The organism is Duganella sp. GW821-FHT07F09, assembly GCF_059418705.1.
Genome location: NZ_JBWKQJ010000007.1, coordinates 279,185 through 300,919, shown reverse-complemented (window position 1 = coordinate 300,919; position 21,735 = coordinate 279,185). Strand labels below are relative to the sequence as shown.

Annotated in this window: 18 protein-coding genes; all 18 read left to right on the top strand. The window is 65.2% G+C overall.

Features of this window, described 5'->3' with window-relative positions; translation table 11 throughout:
- Positions 1-26: 26 nt before the first annotated feature.
- The 18 genes from AC07P1_RS20160 to AC07P1_RS20075 all read left to right on the top strand — a co-directional run bounded on the left by AC07P1_RS20160 (position 27) and on the right by AC07P1_RS20075 (position 21,640).
- Positions 27-2,414, top strand: a complete 2,388-nt coding sequence (locus tag AC07P1_RS20160) for a TonB-dependent receptor plug domain-containing protein (RefSeq protein WP_494697486.1) — start codon at positions 27-29, stop codon at positions 2,412-2,414.
- A 62-nt stretch (positions 2,415-2,476) separates the two neighbouring features.
- Positions 2,477-3,403, top strand: coding sequence for a LysR family transcriptional regulator (locus tag AC07P1_RS20155; protein WP_494697485.1), 927 nt, complete (start codon positions 2,477-2,479; stop codon positions 3,401-3,403).
- 129 nt (positions 3,404-3,532) lie between these two features.
- Complete coding sequence (locus AC07P1_RS20150) at positions 3,533-4,390, top strand: ABC transporter permease (protein WP_494697484.1); 858 nt, start codon at positions 3,533-3,535, stop codon at positions 4,388-4,390.
- 2 nt (positions 4,391-4,392) lie between these two features.
- Positions 4,393-5,256: an ABC transporter ATP-binding protein gene (locus AC07P1_RS20145; RefSeq protein WP_494697483.1), complete on the top strand. Its 864-nt coding sequence runs from the start codon at positions 4,393-4,395 to the stop codon at positions 5,254-5,256.
- Positions 5,257-5,258: 2 nt separating this feature from the next.
- On the top strand, positions 5,259-6,497 hold the full coding sequence (locus tag AC07P1_RS20140; protein ID WP_494697482.1) for an acyl-CoA dehydrogenase family protein: 1,239 nt from the start codon (positions 5,259-5,261) through the stop codon (positions 6,495-6,497).
- On the top strand, positions 6,494-7,609 hold the full coding sequence (locus tag AC07P1_RS20135) for an LLM class flavin-dependent oxidoreductase (RefSeq protein WP_494697481.1): 1,116 nt from the start codon (positions 6,494-6,496) through the stop codon (positions 7,607-7,609). Before AC07P1_RS20140 ends, AC07P1_RS20135 begins: the two co-directional genes overlap by 4 nt.
- 14 nt (positions 7,610-7,623) lie before the next feature.
- The gene (locus AC07P1_RS20130) at positions 7,624-8,592 is read left to right on the top strand and encodes a D-isomer specific 2-hydroxyacid dehydrogenase family protein (protein ID WP_494697480.1); all 969 of its coding nucleotides are present in this window, start codon (positions 7,624-7,626) and stop codon (positions 8,590-8,592) included.
- Positions 8,589-9,479 carry a class II aldolase/adducin family protein gene (locus AC07P1_RS20125; RefSeq protein ID WP_494697630.1) on the top strand — a complete coding sequence of 297 codons (891 nt, stop codon included), beginning with the start codon at positions 8,589-8,591 and terminating at the stop codon, positions 9,477-9,479. The genes AC07P1_RS20130 and AC07P1_RS20125 overlap by 4 nt, the downstream gene beginning before the upstream one ends.
- A 15-nt stretch (positions 9,480-9,494) precedes the next feature.
- On the top strand, positions 9,495-10,298 hold the full coding sequence (locus tag AC07P1_RS20120) for a TonB family protein (RefSeq protein ID WP_494697479.1): 804 nt from the start codon (positions 9,495-9,497) through the stop codon (positions 10,296-10,298).
- Positions 10,299-10,312: 14 nt separating this feature from the next.
- Positions 10,313-11,110, top strand: a complete 798-nt coding sequence (gene tolQ, locus AC07P1_RS20115) for a protein TolQ (protein WP_494697478.1) — start codon at positions 10,313-10,315, stop codon at positions 11,108-11,110.
- Position 11,111: 1 nt separating this feature from the next.
- Entirely contained in the window at positions 11,112-11,534 is a 423-nt protein-coding gene (locus AC07P1_RS20110; protein ID WP_494697477.1) for an ExbD/TolR family protein, read from the top strand.
- A gap of 26 nt (positions 11,535-11,560) precedes the next feature.
- Positions 11,561-12,574 (top strand): ABC transporter substrate-binding protein, encoded by a 1,014-nt coding sequence (locus tag AC07P1_RS20105; protein WP_494697476.1) that lies wholly within the window; start codon positions 11,561-11,563, stop codon positions 12,572-12,574.
- A 34-nt stretch (positions 12,575-12,608) separates the two neighbouring features.
- The gene (locus AC07P1_RS20100) at positions 12,609-15,113 is read left to right on the top strand and encodes a TonB-dependent receptor plug domain-containing protein (RefSeq protein WP_494697475.1); all 2,505 of its coding nucleotides are present in this window, start codon (positions 12,609-12,611) and stop codon (positions 15,111-15,113) included.
- Entirely contained in the window at positions 15,103-16,110 is a 1,008-nt protein-coding gene (locus tag AC07P1_RS20095) for an ABC transporter substrate-binding protein (protein ID WP_494697474.1), read from the top strand. Before AC07P1_RS20100 ends, AC07P1_RS20095 begins: the two co-directional genes overlap by 11 nt.
- Before the next feature lie 46 nt (positions 16,111-16,156).
- Positions 16,157-17,497 (top strand): LLM class flavin-dependent oxidoreductase, encoded by a 1,341-nt coding sequence (locus AC07P1_RS20090; RefSeq protein ID WP_494697473.1) that lies wholly within the window; start codon positions 16,157-16,159, stop codon positions 17,495-17,497.
- Positions 17,498-17,511: 14 nt separating this feature from the next.
- A complete protein-coding gene (locus AC07P1_RS20085) occupies positions 17,512-18,093 on the top strand; it encodes a cysteine dioxygenase family protein (RefSeq protein ID WP_494697472.1) in 582 nt (193 codons plus the stop codon).
- 32 nt (positions 18,094-18,125) lie between these two features.
- Positions 18,126-19,745, top strand: a complete 1,620-nt coding sequence (locus tag AC07P1_RS20080; protein WP_494697471.1) for a rhodanese-related sulfurtransferase — start codon at positions 18,126-18,128, stop codon at positions 19,743-19,745.
- Between the two features lie 179 nt (positions 19,746-19,924).
- On the top strand, positions 19,925-21,640 hold the full coding sequence (locus AC07P1_RS20075) for a methyl-accepting chemotaxis protein (protein ID WP_494697470.1): 1,716 nt from the start codon (positions 19,925-19,927) through the stop codon (positions 21,638-21,640).
- The last annotated feature ends 95 nt before the right edge of the window (positions 21,641-21,735 follow it).

The following is a 21,735-nucleotide window of genomic DNA, read 5'->3' as shown; positions in this document are numbered from 1 at the left end:
TTTATATCCTTCAGGAGCTGAACCGCATGAATCAACCGTCATCGATCCGACCACGCCTTCGTCCCGTAGCATTGGCTCTTTCGTTGTTGTACGCGGCCGCCTCGCCGGCCATGGCCGCCGAAGCCGAACCCGAAGCGGCGGCGCTGGCCGCCGCCATCGTGCAGGATGTCGTCGTCACCGGCACCCGCGATATTCAGCGCTCGGCCGGGGAAAGCCTCAGTCCCATCGATGTGATCAGCGCCAAGGATTTGCAGCGCACCGGCCAGACCGATTTACGCGACGCGCTGGTCAAGCTGCTGCCGTCGATCAACCGGCTGGCCCAGACCGGCGACGCCGCCAACCTGACCAGCGCGTTGACGTTGCGCGGGCTCAGTCCCAATCACGTTCTGCTGCTGGTGAACGGCAAACGCCGCCACACGTCGGCCAACATTACGGCGGATGCAGGCTCGCAGCAGGGCGCCACGCCGGTCGATATCGACCTGATACCGGTCAGCGCCGTCGACCATATCGAGGTGCTGCGCGACGGCGCGGCGGCGCAATACGGCTCGGACGCCATCGCCGGCGTGATCAACGTCATACTCAAATCGTCGAGCCAGGGTGGCAGCGTGACCGCCACGGCCGGCGAGTACTACAAGCATGACGGTTTCACACTGGGCGGCGCGGCCGATATCGGCCTGCCGCTCGGCGCGGACGGCTTCTTGCATCTGAGCGCGGAATACCGACGGCATGAACACAGCATGCGCAGCGGCGCCGACGAGCGCACCGGCACTTTCGTCAACCGCACGCTCGGCGACCCGCAAATCCGCCGTGAGTCGTTTGGTGCCAACGCCGGCATCGTGGTGAATAAGGATGTCGAGCTGTATGCGTTCGGTACCGCCGCCCACCGCACGGGCGGCAGCTATCAAAACTACCGGCTGCCGTCGCGGTTGCCGCAGGTGCATCCGAACGGCTTCAGTCCCATCGAAACCAGCAACGAGACCGATGCCGCGCTGACCGCCGGTATCAAAGGTGCCGATCTGGCGGGATGGCGCTGGGACCTGAGCGCCAGCTACGGCATCGACAACGTCAAAATCAACATGGTCGATTCCGCCAACACCGATTTGTACGCGGCCACCGGCGCCACGCCCACCAGCTTCCATCTGGCGCAGTACAAGAATATCCAGCAAAGCGCCAACGCGGATCTGGCCCGCGCGCTCGATACCGGTTTTTTGCCTTCCTCCTTGAGCGTGGCGCTGGGCGCCGAGTTTCGCCGGGAGACTTATGAGGTGGGGGCGGGTGACGAAGCGTCCTACTTCGGTAGCGGCTCGCAGGCTTTGCCCGGACTTTCTCCAGTCAGCGCCGGCAAACATTCGCGCAATATCGGGGCCGCCTATGTCGATTTTTCGACCAAGCTGACCAGCCAGTGGGAGGCCGAACTGGCCGGCCGCTATGAGCACTACAGCGACGCCGGCAGCACCCGCAACGCCAAGATTTCGACGCGCTATGAGTTCAATCCGCGCTTCGCCTTGCGGGGTACGGCCAGCACCGGCTTCCGCGCGCCATCGCTGGCGCAGGCGAATTACACCAGCCTCGCCGTCTCGCCCACCACGGCCGGCGGCCAGTTGGCCGTCAATTCGGAGGCGGCCCGCAAACTGGGCGCCCTGGCGCTGCGGCCGGAAAAGTCGCGCAGTTTCAATCTGGGCCTGGTCGCCGAGCCGATAGAGAATCTGCATGTGACGGTCGATGCCTACCGCATTTTGATCCGCGACCGTATCGTCCAGGGTGGCACGTACACCGGCCAGGCGGCCATCGACGCGTTGACGGCGGCCGGCATCAGCTTGCCGAGCGGCTTGTCGTCGGTGAGCGCCAGCTACTACGCTAACGGTGTCGATACCCGCACGCAGGGACTGGATTTTGTCGCGGGCTATCCAACCAACCTGGGGAGCCTGGGCCGCATCGACTGGGACTTCAGCGCCAACATCAATACCAGCAAGGTGACCAAGGTCGCCAACGACGGCAACGGACAGACCTTGCTCAATGCCCAGCAAGTCGGTTACCTGACCACTGCCACGCCCAAGAACAAGCTGATTATCGGCGGCGTTTGGACGTTGGACGACTGGAGCGTGAGCCTGCACGCCACCCGTTACGGCAAAACCGCGACCGAGGCGACTTTTTATTCGGGACCGAATATTTATTCGACGACGGTGTTCAACCACATAGAGAACAAGCCGAAGACGCTGACCGATCTGGAAGTACGCTACGCGGTGACTAAAAAGCTACAACTGGCCGCCGGCGCGACCAACCTGTTCGACGTTTATCCGACCAAGGTGCCGCCCATCAGCCGCTATCTGGGCGTCTATCAGTATGATACGGCGGCCGCACAGATACCGTTCAACGGCGGCTATTACTATGTCAGGGCGAACTACAAGTTCTGATTAGGGGGTAATATGGCGTCTGTTTTTGCAGGGCTTAATTCGATACTTACGTCGATACTTACATGAAAATAGATGACATCAGTGCGTTCGTGGCGGTGGTGCGCAGCCAGTCGGTCAGCGCCGCCGCCGAGACGCTGGGGCTGACGCAGTCGGCGATCACGCGCCGCGTGCAGAACCTGGAGCAGGAGCTGGGAGTGGAACTGCTCGACCGCAGCGTCAAGCCGCCCAAACCCAGCTTGATGGGCAAGCAGGTGTTCGAGCAGTGTGGAAAAGTGCTGCTGGAAGTGGATCGCCTGCGCGACCTGGTGCAGGTGGACCAGGCGCCCACCGGCGTGTTCCGCATCGGCGTCATTCAGACCATCGGCGACGTGGTGCTGCTCGATACGCTGCAAAAGCTGAACCGCACCTTCGACGGCTTGCATACGGAAGTGACGTCGGGCTGGGGTTCCCAGCTGGTCGAGCGGGTCTCCAACGCGGAGATCGACGCCGCCGTGGCGCTGTTCCCTGCCACGAAAGTGCTGCCCGAAGGGCTGCGCGGGCGCACGCTTGGCCGCATCGAGCTGGTGATCGTCGCGCAGAAGGGCGCCATGCCCAAGCGCAGTTACAAGCTGCGCGACATTTTCAGCACCGGCTGGGTGCTCAATCCGGACGGTTGCGGCTTCCGCGCCGGGTTGGCGCGCGCGCTGATGGAGCAGGGGCTGTCGTTCAAGATCAATCTCGAGACTTTCGGCACCGACCTGCAACTGGGACTGGCCGCCAGCGGACTGGGTCTGGGACTGATGCCGCGCCCGATACTGGAGCGCAGCCGCCATCGGGCGCAGCTCGATATCGTCAACGTGGTCGACTTCAAGCCGGTGCTCGATATCTGGCTGGTGCAGCCTTTGCAGCCAGGCCCGGTGCAGCACGCCATCGATTTCTTCGCGCAGGCGGTGCAGCACGCGTTCGCCGAGGCACCGCTGAAGGCGGTGCCCAAGGTGGCCGCGCGCTAGTTTGTAATTATTCCTGAAAATCATATATCAATAGTCGAAACAATTAGTTTTGACATAATCATTTGCTACCTATACTAGATTTCAACGGCTCGAAAGGCCTTCGAATCCTCAGCATAGGGAAGCAAAGACATGTCGGTTTCAACTCCTGCCTACGGCGCCGCGACAGTACCAGTATCGTCTCCCGCATCAGTTCCTGATACGGCGCCCGCCAAAACCAAGCCTTCCGTTCTGCTCTCCGCGTTGCGGCGCGCGGCCAGCCCGCTGGTGCTGCTCGCGCTGTGGGAAGTGGCTTCGCGCACCGGCTACCTGCCGGAGCGTGTGCTGGCGGCGCCGTCGCAGATCTTCGTCACGCTGGGCGAGTTGATCGCATCCGGTGAAATGGGCAGCAACGTGTGGGTGTCGCTGCACCGCGTTCTCACCGGCTTGTCGGTGTCGCTCACGCTGGGCACCGCGCTGGCGCTGATCGCCGGCCTGTCGCGCCAGGGCGAAGTGGCGGTCGATTCGACGATGCAGATGGCGCGCACCTTGCCCTTCCTCGGCCTGGTCCCGCTGTTCATCCTGTGGTTCGGCATCGGCGAGTTCACCAAGATCGCGCTCATCGCCTTCGCCACCACCTTCCCGATGTACCTGACGCTGTACAGCGGCATACGCGGCATCGATTCCAAGCTGGTGGAGGCGGCGCGCCTGTTCGGCCTGAGTTATCCGCAGTTGATCGTTCATGTGATCCTGCCCGGCGCCTTGCCATCCTTTCTGGTCGGCCTGCGCTACTCGCTCGGTGTCAGCTGGTTGTCGCTGGTGGCGGTGGAGCAGATCAACGCCACGGCGGGCCTGGGCTACCTGATTAACAACGCCCGCGACTTCATGCGCACCGACGTCATCGTCGTTTGCCTGTTGGTCTATAGCCTGCTGGGCCTCGCCACCGATTTGCTGGTGCGCGCCATCGAACACTATGCGCTGGCCTGGCGTCCGACTTTCATCAAGGACTGAGCATGCAAACCATACAACTCGACCGCCCCGGTGTCGGAATTGCCGCGCGCAACGACGGCGCCTCCAGCTTTCGTCCCGAGGCGCCGGTCCCGCCGCGCACTCCGGTGCAGGCACGCCTGCTGAGCAAGTACTTCGGCCAGAACGTCATTCTCGACCAGCTCAATCTCGACATCCGCGCTGGCGAATTTGTCGCGCTGCTGGGTCGCAGCGGCTCCGGCAAGACCACGCTGCTGCGCGCAATGGCGGGACTGGATCGCATCACCTCCGGTACCTTGGAGGTGCCGCAAGCCCGCGCCGCCGTGTTCCAGGAGCCCCGTCTGATGCCGTGGAAGCGCGCCTGGCGCAACGTCACATTGGGACTGAAGATCGACCATCCGCGCGAACGCGCACGCCGGGCGCTGGCCGAGGTGGGGCTGGACCATCGCGAGAACGCCTGGCCGGCGACGCTGTCCGGCGGCGAGGCGCAGCGCGTGGCGCTGGCCCGGGCGCTGGTGCGCGAGCCTCAGTTGCTGCTGCTCGACGAGCCTTTCGCTGCGCTGGACGCGTTGACCCGCATCCGCATGCACCAGCTGATCCTGGCGCTGTGGCGCCAGCACCGGCCATCCGTGCTGCTGGTGACGCACGACGTCGACGAGGCGGTGCTGCTGGCCGACCGCGTGCTGGTACTGGAAAAGGGCCGCATCGTCTCCGATATCGCGATCGCACAGCCCCGTCCCCGCAGCGCCGAGCGGCCGGAGTTCCAGCGGGTTCGCGCCCAGCTGCTGCAGTTGCTGGGCGTGGAAACAGATGCTCCGGCCCCGGCGCCCGAGCCGGAGGTGCCGGCGCCGGTCCATACCCCGTTCAACTTCAGTAACTTCTCGATCTGATCATGACCACATCCGTCCTTCGCCTGCCAGTCATCGATCCCGCCCATCAGCTGGACAGCCCGGAATTCGCCGCGTTGCTGGAGGGCCTGAGCGCCGAATTCGCCGCCACCGCCGAACAGCACGATCGTGACGCCAGCTTCCCGCATCAAAATTTCGAACGCCTGCACGAACTGGGTCTGCTCGGTTTGACCGTGCCGCGCGCCCTCGGCGGCCTCGGCGCCAACCTTGCGCAGACCGCGCGCGTGGTGGCCGCCGTGGCGCGTGGCGAACCGTCCACCGCGCTGGTACTGACGATGCAGTATCTGCACCATGCGTCGGGCCGGCAGTCGAAGTGGCCGCCCCACCTGCTGCAGCGTGTTGTCGAAGAGACCCTGCGCGACGGCGCGCTGATCAACGCGCTGCGCGTGGAACCCGAATTGGGCACGCCCGCGCGCGGCGGCCTGCCCGCGACAACCGCTCGGCGCACGCCGGAGGGCTGGCGCATCAGCGGCCGGAAAATCTATTCGACCGGCATACCCCGCCTTACCTGGCTGGGCGTTTGGGCCCGCAGCGACGATCCGGAACCGCTGGTCGGCAGTTGGCTGGTGCGCCGCGACACGCCGGGCATCACCGTGATCGAAAACTGGGATCACCTGGGCATGCGCGCCACCGGCAGCCACGAGGTGGTGTTCGACGATGTGCTGGTGCCGCTCGACCACGCGGTGGAAGTGGCGCCGGCCGGCGCGGCGCCGGATCTGGATGCCTCGCTGCTGCTATGGATGTCGGTGCTGCTGTCGGCGATCTACGATGCGGTGGCCCGTTCGGCCCGCGACTGGCTGGCGACCTGGCTGGAAGAACGCGTGCCCGCCAACCTTGGCGCGCCGCTTTCGACGCTGCCGCGCTTCCAGGAGGCGCTGGGCCAGCTGGACGCCTGGCTGTTCTCCAACCGCGTGCTGATCGACGCCGCCGCCAAGGGCGCGGTGCCGGCACCGGACGCCTTCCGCATCAAATACCTGGTCACCAACCAGGCGATCCAGGTGGTGGAGAAGGCGATTGAGCTAAGCGGAAATCCGGGCCTGTCGCGCGCCAACCCGCTACAGCGCCACTACCGCGATGTGCTATGCAGCCGTATCCACACGCCGCAGAACGACACCATTTTAGTCAACAGCGGCAAAGCGGCTTTCGCCGCCCGCGCCGCTAGAAAAACCTCCTCGTCCGGCGTGGCCGGTATTTCATCCATCACTGCAAAGGAAGCATCATGAGCATCGAATTCATCGGCTTTAGCGCCACCCAGGAAGTATCCGAAACCGTGCTGCCGCAAGGGTCCGTCGTCAACAAGAGCTTCCTCGGCGCGGTCGCCCGCGCCCACGAATACGCCGGTTTCGACCGCGTGCTGGTGGCCCACAGCAGCGCCTCGGTGGACGGCTTCCAGGTCGCCTCCTATATCGCCTCGCAGACGGAGAAGCTGGGCATCCTGCTGGCCCATCGTCCGGGCTTCGTGTCGCCGACCCTGGCGGCGCGCCAGTTCGCCACGCTGGACCACTTCAGCGATGGCCGCCTGGCGGTCCACGTCATCAGCGGCGGCGACGATACCGAGCAGCAGCGCGACGGCGACTTCCTCGACCACGACCAGCGCTACCAGCGCACCGACGAATATCTGGATGTAGTCCGTAAGACCTGGACCTCGGAAGGGCCGTTCGACCACGAGGGACCGATCTACCGCTTCAAAGGTCAGAACGCCGGCGTGCGCCCGCTGAACAACCAGCACATTCCGGTGTACTTCGGCGGCTCGTCCGAGGCGGCGATCGAAGTCGCCGGCAAGCACGCGGACGTGTATGCGCTGTGGGGCGAATCGCTGGCCCAGGTGGCGGAGACCATCGCTCGCGTCAGGGCGGCCGCCGCCGAGCATGGCCGCGCCGACAAAATCCGTTTCAGCCTGTCGCTGCGCCCCGTGCTGGCCGCCACCGAAGACCAAGCCTGGGCCAAGGCGGATGCCATCCTGGCCACCGCCACGGAGCGGGTCAAAGGCAATACATTCTTCAGCCAACGCCCGCAGCAGCCGCAGAACGCAGGATCCCAGCGTCTGCTCGACACCGCCGCGCAGGGCAAGGTGGTCGACGAGCGCCTGTGGACCGGCATCGCGGCGCTGACCAAGGCGGCCGGCAATTCCACCGGCTTGGTGGGCACGCCGGAACAGGTGCGCGACGCGCTGCTCAAGTACTGGGAACTGGGCGTGACCACCTTCCTGATCCGTGGCTTCGATCCGATCCAGGACGCGCTGCAGTACGGCCGCGAGCTGATTCCCCTGGTGCGCGCGGCGGTGGCCGAGCGCGAAGCGCAGCAAGCCGGCCAGCCTTCGCGCCTGGCCGCCTGAATACGGAGTAGTCGATGAGCCAAACGACCAGCTTGAAGAACGGCGACATAATCGTCGCCAGCCAGTTCGACCCCAAGGTCAACGCGCTGCTGGCCCAGCGCACCGGCCTGGCCGTGCGCGACGTGCCACCTGGGCCGCTGACGGCGCTGCCGCGGGGAGCGGACGTCCTGTTCGCGCTGCCCGCGCCGAAAGGCCAGACGTTGTTGAAGACACCAGCCCCGGCGGGGTGGAGCGAGGTGCGCTGGGTGCAACTGGCGTCGGTCGGCATCGACTACTACCCCGATTGGCTGTTCGAAGGGCCGGTGGTCACCTCGGCGCGCGGCACCGCCTCGGTGGCGATCGCGGAATACGTGCTGGCGGCGATCTTCACGGCCGCCAAGCATATTCCGCAAATCTGGCTGGAGCAGGCCAGCGACTGGCGCCGGCTGACGCTAGGCCTGGTGCAGGGGACCACGTTGGGTCTTTACGGCTTCGGTTCGATTGGCCGGGCGCTGGCGCAGCGGGCGCTCGCGCTGGGCATCAAGGTGGTGGCGCTGCGCCGTTCCGACACCCCTTTCGATGTCGATGGCGTCGAACGGGTCGACTCGCTGGATCAACTTCTGGCGCGTTCGGACCATCTAGTGCTGGCGGCGCCGTCGACCGCCGAGACGCGGCACGCCATCAGCCGCGCCGCGCTGGCCCACGCCAGGCCCGGTCTGCACCTGATCAATATCGCGCGCGGCAATCTGGTCGACCATCAGGCGCTGCTCGACGCGCTCAACGAAGGCAAGGTGGCGCTGGCGACGCTGGACGTGACCGATCCCGAACCGCTGCCGGCGGGGCACGCGTTCTATGGCCATCCGCGCGTGCGCCTGTCGCCGCACATATCGCCCAGCACCGACCAGATCGTGCCGGCGCTGATCGACAAGTTCGTGCTGAACCTGGACCGCTTCCGCAGCGGTGAACCATTGACCGACGTGGTCGACACCGCGCGCGGCTACTGAACTTACAAGGAACCATCATGAGTAGCTCATCACCACTGTACTCGGCGCCGCTGTCGCGGCCCCACCTGCGCCAGGTCGGCAAAAACACACCGCGTCCGGCGATCTACGCGGCGCCGCGCGACGCCAACGGCAGCGTCATCTTCGCCGAGCCGCCACCGCCGCCGACCATCGAAGCCCAACGCCAGTACCGCAAGGAGCGGCTGGCCGTTTCCTTCCGCCTGTTCGCGCGCTATGGCTACGACATGGGCGGAGCGGGACACATCACCGCGCGCGACCCGGAATTTCCGGACCACTTCTGGGTCAATCCGGCCGGCGTCTACTTCGGTCATATTCGCGTATCGGACCTGATCCTGGTCAGCCACGACGGCAAGGTCGTGGAGGGCGACGGTCTGCTGAACCGCGCCGCGTTCGCGATCCACTCGGAGCTGCACAAGGCGCGGCCGGATGTCATCGCCGCCGCGCATTCGCACGGCCTGTATGGCAAGGCGTTCGCCGCGCAGGGCAGGCTGCTCGACCCGCTGACCCAGGACTCCTGCGCGTTCTACCAGGACCACGCGATCTTCGCGGACTTCAGCGGCGTGGTGCTCGATTCGAGCGAGGGCGAACGCATCGCCGCCACTCTGGGCCAGCGCAAGGCGGTGATCCTGCAGAACCATGGCCTGCTGACGGTCGGTGCGTCGGTGGAGTCGGCGGTGTGGCGGTACATCGCCTTCGAGAACGCCGCCCAGGCGCAGTTGTTGTCCGAGGCGGCAGGTCCGACCAAGCCGATTCCGCACGAGGTGGCGTTGCACACGGCCGGCCAGATTGGCTCCGACGCAGGCGGCTGGTTCAGCTTCCAGCCGCTGTGGGACGTCATCACGCGTGAAGAGCCGGACCTGTTCGACTAATCAAGGAGGACCATCATGTCTAGCGCCACATTGTCATTTAACGACGCATACCAGACCGACCAGGTCGACGCAGTAGCGCTGAGTGCTGGATTCGCTACTTCCTACCTGAACGCGGCGGCCGCCAAGCCGGCCGGCTGGCTGCGCAGCCCCGGTGCCGCCGGTACGGTGCTGGTGCACGGCGCGGCGTTGCTGGCCATCTGGAGCTTTTCCAGCGCCGTCGTCAAACCGCCGGTGACACCGCCGGTGGTGGAGCTGATTCGGTTGCAGCCGGAGCCCAAGAAGGAACTGGCGCCGCCCAAGCCGGAGCCGGTGAAGGAGAAACCGGTGCGACTGGCGCCGCCCAAGCCAGCGGCCCAGGCTTTGCCGACGCCGAAGACGGTGGAGACATCCGCCGACCAGGCCGAGACCTACACACCGCCCGCGCCGCCGGTGCAGGCCGCGCCCATCGGACCGGTGACGCCGGTGGCGCCGGCACCGCCGCAGCCCCCGGCTCCCGCGCCGGTGGCCGCCGCCCCCAAGCAGATCAGCACCGAAGGCATTCCGACCGACTATGTGAACCAGGTCTACGCCCGCATCAACAGCAATACCGATTATCCGCGCGAAGCGAAGATGCGCCGCCAGCAGGGCAAGGTCGGCTACCGGCTGACGCTCAACCCGCAGGGCGCGCTGATTTCCTTCGATATCCAGTCGTCCGGCGTGGAAGCGCTGGACGAGGCGGCGCGCGACGCGATTCGGCGCGCGGCGCCATTCCCCCGGTTGCCAGATCTGGGCGGTAGCACCTATCTGCTGGCCGGGAACATCGTCTTCAAAATTAACTAGTCAAGGAAAACGCCATGAGTGCTACCCAAGTTGTTGCCCAGTCTGTTGCTCATCTGTCGCCGTTGCAGCTGTTCGAGCAGGCCGACTTTATCGTTAAATCCATCATGGTGGTGCTGGTGCTGGCATCGCTCGCCAGCTGGGGCGTCATCATCGACAAGCTGCTGCGCTTTTCCCGCCTGCGCCGCAACGCCGTCGCCTGGACCGGCGCGCTGGCCGGACAGCGCTCGCTGACGCGGCTGGCGCAGGAGCTCAAGCAAAATACGCAGGACCCGTTCGCCCGCATCTATCACGCCATTGTCGATGAATGGCACACCAGCCACCGCCAGCATCTGCATGTCGACGCGGCGGGGCGCGACAGCCTGAAGGAACGCATCAACCGCGTGGGCCAGATCAGCAGCAACGTCGAGGTGGAGCAGCTGCAAAAAGGCCTGTCGATACTGGCGACAGTCGGTTCGGTCGCGCCTTTCGTCGGCCTGTTCGGCACCGTCTGGGGCATCATGAACGCGTTCCAGGGGATCGCCGCCAGCAACAGCACCAGCCTGGCCGTGGTGGCGCCGGGCATCGCGGAGGCCTTGTTTGCCACCGCGCTGGGACTGGTGGCGGCGATTCCCGCCGTCGTCGCCTACAACCGCGCATCCGGTGATTTGAACAGTTATGCCGCCCGTCTTTCCACTCTGGTCGGACTGGTGGAGGTGCAGCTATCGCGCCAACTGGAAGCGGGTGAAGCGCTGGTGGAGACTATCGATGCCGCGCCGGCCAAGGCCGACCGCGCCGCGCGCAACGTCACGCCGCTGGCGGCGCAGGGAGCCTGACATGGGCGTCCGTTTATCCTCAGGCCCGGCCCACCGCCCAGGTCCGGTCAGCGATATCAACGTCACGCCGCTGGTCGATGTCATGCTGGTGCTGCTGATCGTCTTCATGGTGGCGGCACCGATGATGACGGCCGGCGTCAAGGTTGATCTGCCGACGTCCAGCGCCAAGCCGCTGGAGGAGCCCAAGCCGCCTATCGTCGTTAGCATCGATGCCAGCGGCACGGTCTTCGTCAACCAGACCGCCACGACACCGGATACGCTGCTGCCGCTGATGGCGCAGGAAGCGGCCGGCGACAAAGAGCGCCGCATCCACCTGCGCGGCGACCAGGCGCTGGCCTACGGCCGCATCGTCAAGACGATGGGAACCTTGAACGACGCCGGCTACGCCCGCATCGCGCTGGTCTCGGAAGCGCCCGCGCCCTAAACACATACTTTACAGAGGCATCAAAAATGGATTCGATCACTTCGAAGGGCGACACTCGCCGTCAATTTTTGCGCAGGAGCGCGCGATTGGGCGCCGGCGCCGGACTGGCCGCGCTGCTGGGCGGCTGGAGCAACGCCACCCGCGCGGCGGCCGCACAACTGCGCGATACCACGCTGCGGGTCGGCACCTACAAGGGCGGCGACTCCTACTACTTCAACGAGGCAGGCGTCGCCGCCATCCCGTACAAGACGGCGCTAGCCGAATTCGCGGCCGGGAACCTGATCGTCGAAGCACTGGCGTCGGGTTCCCTGGATTTCGGCTCCATGAGTGAAATCCCGCCGATCTTCGCCGCCGCCAGCGGCACGCCGTTAAAGGTGATCGCGGTGCTGCGCGGGGACGTCAACAACCAGGTGGTGCTGGTGCCGAAAAGCTCGCCCATCACCGATCCGGCCCAGTTCAAGGGCAAGCGCATCGGCTACGCGCGGTCGACCACCTCGCACTACTTCCTGCTGCAGCTGTTGAAGGAAAACGGCCTTGGGTTCAAGGATATCCAGCCGGTGGCACTGCCCCCGCAGGACGCCTTCGCGGCGTTCAAGAGCGGGCAGCTCGATGCGTGGGTGATCTACGGCCTGGTGGTGGAACTGGCCAAAAGCCAGGAGGGCGCGCGCGTGCTGCGCACGGCGGACGGTTACCTGTCAGGGAACTATGTGATCAGCACATCTGCCAATGCGATCGCCGATCCGCTCAAGCACGCCGCCATAGGCGATTACCTTCAGCGCGTAGCGAAGGTCTACGACTGGATCAACCGAAATCCGAAGCCATGGGCGGCCAAGAGCGGCCAGATCGCCGGCGTGCCGCCGCAGTTCTTCCTGAACCAGGCCACCCAGCGCAGCCAGCCCTACAAGCTGGTGGCGGTGGACGATGCGGCGATCAAGTCGCAGCAGCAGGTAGCCGATGTGTTTTCCGATGCCGGCCTGCTGGCGCGCCGCGTCGATGTCAAGCCAATCTGGGACCGTAGCTTTGCCAAGTACCTGGCCTGACCAAAATAACCTTCACGATATAGGGAATCACTGCATGCAGCATTATAAGAAAAACCAACCAAAACTGAAGTCCCTGCGTCTGGCGCTGCTGGCGACCGGCCTGCTGGGAGGCGCAACCGCACTGGCGCAGACCAGCGTGGGGCAGGTGCAGGACGTGGTGGTTACCACCGGAGTGCGCGGCGAGGCGCGCACGGTGGCGGACAGCCCGGCGCCGATCGACGTGATCAGCGGCGAGCAGTTGATCCACACCGGCCGCGCGGAGCTGGCCGAGGCGCTGGGGCGTCTGCTGCCGTCGTTTAACTTTGGAACCAACCAGGCCGGCGTCAACTCGGTGGTGCGCCCGGTCAGTAACCGTGGCCTGGGACCGGCCTACACGCTGGTACTGGTCAACGGCAAGCGCCGCCACAATTCGGCGCTGCTGACCAATGGCGGCGGCGATACCAGCGGTGTGAACGCGATTGACCCCGATACCATTCCGCTCAGCGCCATCGACCATATCGAAGTGCTCAAGGACAGCGCGGCCGCGCAATACGGCTCGGACGCGGTGGCCGGCGTGGTCAACGTCATCCTCAAAACGGGTAACCACGGCGGCCAGATCTCGGCCAGCTATGGGGAGTTGAAGAGCGGAGCCGGCGACCTATCCAACAAAAAGCTGGAAGGCGACGTTGGCTTCGCGCTGGGCGAGGACGGCTTCGTTCATGTCGCCACCGCGCTGCGCAAGCGCGGCCAGTCCTGGAACAACTTCCCGTCGACCAATCTGGTCGCCTATTCGCCCGCGTCGAATCCCAAGAACGCGACCTGGAACCGCGACGGCGCGCACAACGGCGATCCGGGCATCGAAGCCTACGACCTGGCCTTCAACGCCGAGAAACCGTTCAACAAGGACATCACGCTGTACGCGTTCGGCACCGCCGGCACCCGCAACACGGTGGCTGGCAATAACTTCCGCCGTCCCAACGGGCTGGCGACGCTAGCGCAGGTCTATCCGGACGGCTACTTCGCGCTGAATAATATGAGTGCCTTCGACTTCCAGCTGAACGCCGGCGCGCGCGGGCGCACCGCCGGCTGGAACTGGGATATCAGCACCGGCTACGGCAAGAACCGCGCCCGCCAATACAGCAACCTGACCTTGAATCCCTCGCTGGGACCGACGTCGCCGACCAGCTTCGATAACCTGGCCGTCTATCAGTTCGAACAATGGACCACCAACGAGGACTTCACGCGCGCATTTGACATCGGCCTGAAAAAGCCATTGCAGTGGTCGTGGGGCCTGGAACAGCGCGTCGAGCGCTTCACCACCTATGCCGGCGATCCGCTAGGTTACATCAACGGCGGCTACATCTTCAAACCCGGCGACCAGGAGGGCAATCCTAATGTCGGCAAGCCGGCCGCCGTTGGCGCGCAGGCCGGCGTGGCGTTGTCGCCCGCCGACGCGACCCGCATCCAACGCACGGTGCTGGCGATCTATAACGACATCGGCTTCTATCCGGTCGAGAACCTGTTCGTCGATGGCGCGGTGCGCGCGGAGCACTACAACGACAGTGCTGGCAATACCGCCAGCGGCAAGATCAACAGCCGCTACGACTTTTCGCCGACGTTCGCGGTACGCGGCACCGTCGGTTCCGGGTTCCGCGCGCCTTCGCTGACGCAATCGGGCTACTCCCAGACCGACAACCGCACCAACATCAACCCGGTCACCGGGGTGGTGGAGCCCAGCCTGTCCAAGCTGCTACGCAACGATTCGGCATTGGCCCGTCAGTTCGGCGCGCGCGACCTCGATCCCGAGAAGTCGGTCAACTTCGGCATCGGCCTGGTGCTCAAGCCTGCCGATAACATCAACATCACGCTCGATGGTTACCAGGTCAAGGTCAAGGACCGCATCATCCGCACCGGCTACATGTTCGGCCCGGCCTTCGCGCCGACCCTGGTGGCCGGTGGGCTGACCGGCACCGAGTGGGTGCAGTACTTCGCCAACGGGGTCGATACCCGCACGCGCGGCGCCGACCTGGTGGCCGACATCACCAGCGACTACGGCAGCTATGGACTGGTGCGCTGGGGCGCGGCGGTCAACTGGAATCGCACCAGGATCACCAATATCAAGGCCACACCATCGGAGATCACGGCGTTGGGCGCCAATCCGGGTGGCAGTTCGGTATGGTTCGGTTACTCGGCCGGTGGCGGCATAGGCGACCTGACCGCGACTCCCAAGACCAAGCTGATATTGTCGGCGCGCTGGTTCATCGGACCGGTGGAGGCGAATCTGCAAACCACCCGCTACGATTCCTCCACTTGGCAAACCACCGCCGATCGCGCCAGGGACTACCATTTCGGCGCCAAGTGGTTGACCGACCTCGATGTCAGCTACGCCGTCACCAAACGCGCCAAGCTGGTACTGGGGGCGGCCAACCTGTTCGACACCAAGCCGGACCGCAACGGTCCGGGCGACGCCAACTCCGGCAGCAGCGGCTTTGTCTACGGCCCCGCGCCATTCGCGCCGAGCGGCGCCTACTACTACGGCAAGGTCACTTATGACTTCTGATCCCGATCGCATCCGGCGCTTGCTGGCGATGCTGCCGGCGGCCGCGCTGCTGGGCGCCTGCGGCAAGGCCGCCGAGTCGGGGAATTCCGGTGCTTCGGCCGCCCCGGCTCCGGTCGACCTGTCCAAGGTAACCGTGGTACTGGGTGACCAGGTCAAGCTGCTGCGCACCAAGGCGGAAGCGGCCGGCGTGCTCGCCGACGTGCCGTACAAGATCCAATGGGCCAGCTTCCAGGGCGCCGCGCCGCTGTTCGAGGCGGTGGTCTCGGGCGATGTAGATACCGCGATGGCGGCCGACACGCCGGCCCTTGCGGCGGCGGCGGGAGGCGCCCGCGTCAAGGTGGTGGCGGCCAGCGTGTCGTCGCCGACCGGCGTGGCGATACTGGTGCCCGCCGGATCGCCGATCAAGTCCGTCGCCGATCTTAAAGGCCGCAACGTCATCGTCTCGTCGGCGCGCGGCAGCGTCGCGCATTACCTGCTGTTTGGCGCGCTGCGCGAGGCGGGGCTGAAGCCGGACGACGTTACCACCGGCTTCCTGCTGCCGAGCGACGCCGCCGTCGCTTTTTCCAGCGGGAAGATCGAAGCCTGGGCCACCTTCGGCACCTACCAGGCCAACGCCGAGATCCACGGCGCGCGCGTGTTGCGCGACGGCGTGGGCATCAATTCCGGCATCGGCGTGATCGCCGCGTCGGATGCTGCGCTGGCCGATCCGGGCAAGCGCGCCGCCCTGGCCGACGTACTGCGGCGCCTTGCGCTGTCCAACACCTGGGCCAACGCGCACCCCAAGGAGTACGCCGAAGTCTTCCAGCGCCTGACCGGTTTACCGGCCGATGTGGTCAAGCTGGTGGTCGATCGCGACCGTCCGCAGCTACGCCCCGTCGATCAGCAGATCGTCACGCAGTTGCAGCAGGTGGCCGATACATTTTTTGAAGCGAAGCTGTTCCCGCGCCGGGTCGATGCCAGCCGGCTGGTCGACACCACGCTTTTCCGGCCGGCTTAACTCCGGTTCCCATCCCCGGTTCCCATCCCATATCAGGAGCATCGTCATGACTACATCACAAGCGTCGCGTCAACTCAAACTCGGTTTCATCCTGCACGGCGTCGGCCCCGGCTGGGGCGACTGGCGTCATCCGGATGCCGATCCAACCGCCAGCACCAATATCGATTTCTACCTGCGGCAGGCGAAACTGGCGGAGCAGGGCAAGTTCGATTTCCTGTTCGTGGCCGACAGCGTCCACATCACCGAGAAATCCAGCCCGCACTACCTGAACCGCTTCGAGCCGCTGACCATCCTCTCGGCGCTGGCCACCGCCACCAGCAACATCGGCCTGGTGGGTACGCTGACGGTCAGCTACAGCGAGCCTTACACGGTCGCCCGCCAGTTCGCGTCGCTGGACCACATCAGCAAGGGCCGTGCCGGCTGGAACGTGGTCACCTCATGGCTGTCGGGCAGCGCCGAGAACTACGGCAAGCCAACGCACCCGCCGCACGAGGTGCGTTACCGGATCGCCGCCGAGCATCTGCAAACCGTGCAGGGGCTGTGGGATTCGTGGGAGGACGACGCGCTGGTGCACGACAAGGCCAGCGGCCAGTTCATCGACGCCGACAAGCTGCACACGTTGCACCATCAGGGCGAGTTCTTCTCGGTGCGCGGTCCTTTGAACATCAGCCGCTCGCCGCAAGGACAGCCGGTGATCTTCCAGGCCGGTGCCTCCGAGGACGGACGCAATTTCTCGGCGCGCCACGCCGAGGCCTTCTTCACCGAGGGATCGAACTTCGAATCGTCGCAGGCCTACTACGCGGACATCAAGAAGCGCGCCGCTGCCTTCGGCCGGCCGGCCGGCAAGCTGGCGGTGCTGCCGGCGCTGCGCGCCATCGTCGGAAAAACCGAGGAGGATGCGCAACGCCTCTACCAGGAAGCGGTGGCGCTGATCCGCATCGAGGATGCGCTGGTGGCGCTGGCGCGCTCGTTCAACGAACATGACCTGACGCAGTATCCGCTCGACGGCCCATTCCCGGACATCGCCCAATACGGCGCCGAGAGCAATCGAAGCGCGTCCGAGCGCATCATCCGCACCGCGCGGGACGAAAACCTGACCTTGCGCGAGACCGCGCTGCGCTACGCCAGCCCGCGCAAGGAGTTCGTAGGCACCGGCGTACAGGTGGCCAACGCGATCCAGCACTGGTTCGATGGCGGCGCCGCCGACGGGTTTATACTGTTTGAGTCGCTGCCACGCCAGCTCGACGCCTTTGTCGCCGAGGTGGTGCCGGTGCTGCAGCAGCGCGGCCTGTTCCGCCGGGACTACGAACACACCACCTTGCGCGGCAACCTCGGGCTGGACGTTCCGGAAAACCGCAACACCGCCGCGCGCCGGCAGGCCGCCTGATACAGGAGATGTAAATGAGTGCATCACCAGATTTTGAAACGCCGGCCCGCCTGCGGCATTTCGTCGAGGCGCTGGACTCCCTGCTGGGGCAGGGCCACGAAACGGACGAAACGCGCATCGTCGCGCAGGGCTCCAAACTGCTGCGCGAACTGATCGCCCATGACGACTGGCTGCCGCAGCAGGCAGCGCTGCCCGACCCGCAGTACTACCGCCAATATCTGCTGTACCGCGATCCGGCGGCGCGGTTCTCGGTGGTCAGCTTCGTCTGGGGACCGGGCCAGTCGACGCCGATCCACAACCACACGGTATGGGGCCTGATCGGCTTGTTGCGCGGCGCCGAGATCTCGCAGGACTACCGCCGCCGCGCCGATGGCGTGCTCGAAAAGGTGGGCGAGCCGCAGCGGCTTGAAACGGGCGTGGTGACGGCCGTATCGCCAACGCTGGGCGACATCCACCAGGTCTTCAACGCCTACGACGACCGCATCTCGATCGGCATCCACGTCTATGGCGCCGACATCGGCGCCGTGGACCGCAGCGTGTTCACGCCGGAAGGCGCGGTCAAGCCTTTCCGCTCCGGCTACGCCAATGCCGCCTGATCGTCACACACAATCCAAGGAATCCGAAAGCCATGACTAAAAATCCGCTCCAAACCGGCCTGCTTGGCTTCCCTTACCGCAGCCCGCAGCAAGTGCGCGAAGACCTGCTGGCGCGACGAGAGATCGCGCTGCTCGACGTGCGCGAGGAGGATCCGCATGCGCAGGCGCATCCGCTGTTCGCCGCCAACCTGCCGTACGGCCGCATCGAGCTCGATGCCTACGCCAAGCTGCCGCGCCGCGATGTGCACATCGTCGTGCTGGATGGCGGCGAGGGCCTGGCCGTATCCGCCGCCAGCCGTCTGCGCCAATTGGGTTACACCGACGTTTCGCTGCTCGCCGGCGGCGTCGCCGGCTGGCAGGCCGCCGGCGGCGAGTTGTTCCGCGACGTGAATGTACCCAGTAAGGCCTTCGGCGAGTTGGTCGAGGCGAAGCGCCACACGCCATCGCTGTCCGCGCCGGAGGTGAAAGCGCTGATCGACGGCGGCGGGGACATTGTCGTCCTCGACGCGCGCCGCTACGACGAATACCAGACCATGAGCATCCCGGGCAGTTTCAGCGTTCCCGGCGCCGAGCTGGCGCTGCGCGCGCGCGAACTCGCGCCGGACCCGAAGACACAAATTATCGTCAACTGCGCCGGCCGGACCCGCAGCATCATCGGCACGCAATCGCTGATTAACGCCGGAATTCCCAATCCGGTTGCTGCACTGCGCAACGGCACGATCGGCTGGACCTTGGCTCGCCAAAAACTGGAACACGGCCAGTCGCGAAGCTACCCGCCCGCGTCCGAAACCAACCGTCTGACAGCCGCCGCCGACGCCAGAGCGCTGGCCGATCGTGCCGGTGTGCGCCGCCTCGATTACGCGGGACTGGACCGGTTGCGGGCCGACGTCACCCGCACGACCTATCTGTTCGATGTGCGCGGCCCGGCGGAATTCCGCGACGGCCGCCTGCCTGGTTTTCGCTCCGCGCCGGGCGGCCAGCTGGTGCAGGAAACCGAACAGTTTGCGCCGGTGCGCGGCGCGCGTATCGTGCTGGCCGATAGCGACGGCGTTCGCGCCAACCTGACCGCGCACTGGCTGGCGCAGATGAACCACGAGGTCTACGTGATCGACGGCCTGCAAACCGCCGATTTCAACGTGGCGGAGGCATGGACCGACGAACTTCCGCCGCATCCGGAAGTACGCGAGATCGGCACGGAGGCCCTTGCGCAATGGCTCGCAGACGCGCCGGAAGAGACGGTGCTGCTGGACTTCACCTCCGGCGTCAATTATCAAAAGCGTCATATTCCGGGCGCCTGGTTCGCGCTGCGCTCCGAATTGCCGGCTGTCGTATCGAAGCTTTCGCCCGGCGCCAAACGCTATGTGCTCACCTGCGGCAGCAGCCTGCTGGCGCGCTATGTCGCCGGCGACGTGCGCGCGCTGACCGATCTGCCGGTGCATGTGCTCACCGGCGGAACTTCGGCGTGGGCCGCCGCCGGACTGCCGCTGGAAGAGGGGCCGACCCGCTTGGCGTCGCCGTTGATCGACCGATATCGCCGTCCATACGAGGGCACGGACAATCAGGACGAGGCCATGCAGGCCTATCTCGATTGGGAGTTCGGACTGGTCGAACAACTCGGCCGCGACGGCACGCACGGGTTCGTGGTGGTTTAACTAATCTTCCTTGTAACAAGCGCAACGCAATGTGTCACTTAATGGATGCATGCGTTGCGTTTTGGTTGCGGCGCAGCGTAAATTTCCTCATTGTTGTCGTGTGGTAACAGGGTTCCGGTATACTTAAATGTGGCCGAGCAACAATCGAATCTTTTAACACTTCTATGAGAAAAGTCACCATGACTATTACCAAGCGCTTGATTCTGACCCTGTCATTGGCGCTGCTGGCGCTGATCTTTGTCGGCTTCACCGGACTGAATCAACTGTCGCGCGCCCAAGCGCGGCTGGACCTGGTGCAAACCCGTTTAGACCCTAGCATCGCGGGCCTGAACGAGGCCAAAGGCTACCTCGCAGACAGCCGCCTGGCCGGCTACCGTCTTTCGGTGTTCTCCAACCTGACCGATAAAACGGCGCTGGACAAGGCCTACAACGACGCCCATGCCAAATTCGACACGGTCATCGCGACCTACGAAAAAGAACGCATCTTCGACGAGACCGACCGCAAGCTGCTGGAGGCGGACAAGGCCAACATGGCGGCCTATCGCCAGGCGCTGATTCCGTTCCTGGCCGGCGCCCACGCCGGCGACATGGATGCGGTGCGCGCCACCCTCATGCCCGGCACGCCGCTGGCCCTGACCGCCGGCGCCCTTAAAAAAGGCTTCGACGACCACATCGCCTATAACAACAAGCTGAGTGACGATATCCGCACCGAGAGCACCGCCGCCTACGCCTTCGCGTTCCGCCTGATGCTGTCGGTGATCGTGGTTGGCCTGCTGGTGACCGGCGCGCTCGCATGGCAGCTGTACAGCATCATCAAGAACAGCCTTGAAAGCATCCGCAGCACCCTGGTCAATGTCAGCCAGTCGCTGGACCTGACCCAGAAGATTCCGGTCCAGCGCATGGACGAAATCGGCCACACCGCCGTCGCCTTCAACAAGCTGCTGGAGCAGATCGCCGGCGTGATCGACACCGTGCGCGCCGCCACCAGCGCGGTCGGCACGGCCTCGCAGCAGATCGCATCGGGCACCGGCGACCTGTCGAACCGCACTTCGTCGCAGGCGGCCTCGCTCGAGGAAACCGCCGCCAGCATGGAGCAATTGACGTCCACCGTCGGCCAGAACGCGGACAACGCGCGCCAGGCCAACCAACTGGCGCGTTCGGCTTCCGACGTCGCGGCGCAGGGCGGCAGCGTGGTCGAGCAAGTCGTCGTGACCATGGGCTCGATCAACGAATCGTCGCGCAAGATCGTCGACATCATCTCGGTCATCGACGGCATCGCCTTCCAGACCAATATCCTGGCGCTGAACGCGGCGGTCGAGGCGGCGCGCGCCGGTGAACAGGGCCGTGGTTTCGCCGTCGTTGCGACCGAAGTGCGCAATCTGGCGCAGCGTTCGGCGGCGGCGGCAAAAGAGATCAAGGCACTGATCGACGACTCGGTCGAGAAAGTCGGTTCCGGCACCAAGTTGGTCGAGCAGGCCGGTTCGACGATGAACGAAGTTGTCTCCAGCATCAAGCAGGTGACCGACATTGTCGGCGAAATCAGCGCCGCGACGCAGGAACAGAACGAGGGTATCGCCCAGGTGCACCAGTCGATCACGCAGATGGACGAGACCACGCAGCAGAATTCGGCCCTGGTGGAGCAGACCGCGGCAGCCGCGCAAACCTTGCGCGATCAGGCGGATGCGCTGGAGCGTGTGGTCAACGCGTTCACGATCGGCGCGCAACAGGCCAGCTACACGCCGCCGGCGCGTCCGGTCGCGCGCAGCGCGCCCGTGACGAAAAAGGCGCCTCCGAAGCCGGTGGTGAAGGCGGTCGCCAAGCCGTTGGCATCGCCGACGCAGAAGGCCAAAACCACCGCCGCCGCGACGTCGAGCGGGGAGTGGGAAGAGTTCTGACCGTAGAAGCGGCTTGACCGTATAACCACGTAGGGCGGATTAGGCGGAACGCCGTAATCGGCCATGCATGCGTCAACGTGGCGCATGCATGGCCG

Bases quoted from the DNA above. Each gene is read 5' to 3' on its own strand.
- AC07P1_RS20160 (WP_494697486.1), top strand. From the start codon at position 27: ATGAATCAACCGTCATCGATCCGACCACGCCTTCGTCCCGTAGCATTG.
- AC07P1_RS20155 (WP_494697485.1), top strand. From the start codon at position 2,477: ATGAAAATAGATGACATCAGTGCGTTCGTGGCGGTGGTGCGCAGCCAG.
- AC07P1_RS20150 (WP_494697484.1), top strand. From the start codon at position 3,533: ATGTCGGTTTCAACTCCTGCCTACGGCGCCGCGACAGTACCAGTATCG.
- AC07P1_RS20145 (WP_494697483.1), top strand. From the start codon at position 4,393: ATGCAAACCATACAACTCGACCGCCCCGGTGTCGGAATTGCCGCGCGC.
- AC07P1_RS20140 (WP_494697482.1), top strand. From the start codon at position 5,259: ATGACCACATCCGTCCTTCGCCTGCCAGTCATCGATCCCGCCCATCAG.
- AC07P1_RS20135 (WP_494697481.1), top strand. From the start codon at position 6,494: ATGAGCATCGAATTCATCGGCTTTAGCGCCACCCAGGAAGTATCCGAA.
- AC07P1_RS20130 (WP_494697480.1), top strand. From the start codon at position 7,624: ATGAGCCAAACGACCAGCTTGAAGAACGGCGACATAATCGTCGCCAGC.
- AC07P1_RS20120 (WP_494697479.1), top strand. From the start codon at position 9,495: ATGTCTAGCGCCACATTGTCATTTAACGACGCATACCAGACCGACCAG.
- tolQ (WP_494697478.1), top strand. From the start codon at position 10,313: ATGAGTGCTACCCAAGTTGTTGCCCAGTCTGTTGCTCATCTGTCGCCG.
- AC07P1_RS20110 (WP_494697477.1), top strand. From the start codon at position 11,112: ATGGGCGTCCGTTTATCCTCAGGCCCGGCCCACCGCCCAGGTCCGGTC.
- AC07P1_RS20105 (WP_494697476.1), top strand. From the start codon at position 11,561: ATGGATTCGATCACTTCGAAGGGCGACACTCGCCGTCAATTTTTGCGC.
- AC07P1_RS20100 (WP_494697475.1), top strand. From the start codon at position 12,609: ATGCAGCATTATAAGAAAAACCAACCAAAACTGAAGTCCCTGCGTCTG.
- AC07P1_RS20095 (WP_494697474.1), top strand. From the start codon at position 15,103: ATGACTTCTGATCCCGATCGCATCCGGCGCTTGCTGGCGATGCTGCCG.
- AC07P1_RS20090 (WP_494697473.1), top strand. From the start codon at position 16,157: ATGACTACATCACAAGCGTCGCGTCAACTCAAACTCGGTTTCATCCTG.
- AC07P1_RS20085 (WP_494697472.1), top strand. From the start codon at position 17,512: ATGAGTGCATCACCAGATTTTGAAACGCCGGCCCGCCTGCGGCATTTC.
- AC07P1_RS20080 (WP_494697471.1), top strand. From the start codon at position 18,126: ATGACTAAAAATCCGCTCCAAACCGGCCTGCTTGGCTTCCCTTACCGC.
- AC07P1_RS20075 (WP_494697470.1), top strand. From the start codon at position 19,925: ATGACTATTACCAAGCGCTTGATTCTGACCCTGTCATTGGCGCTGCTG.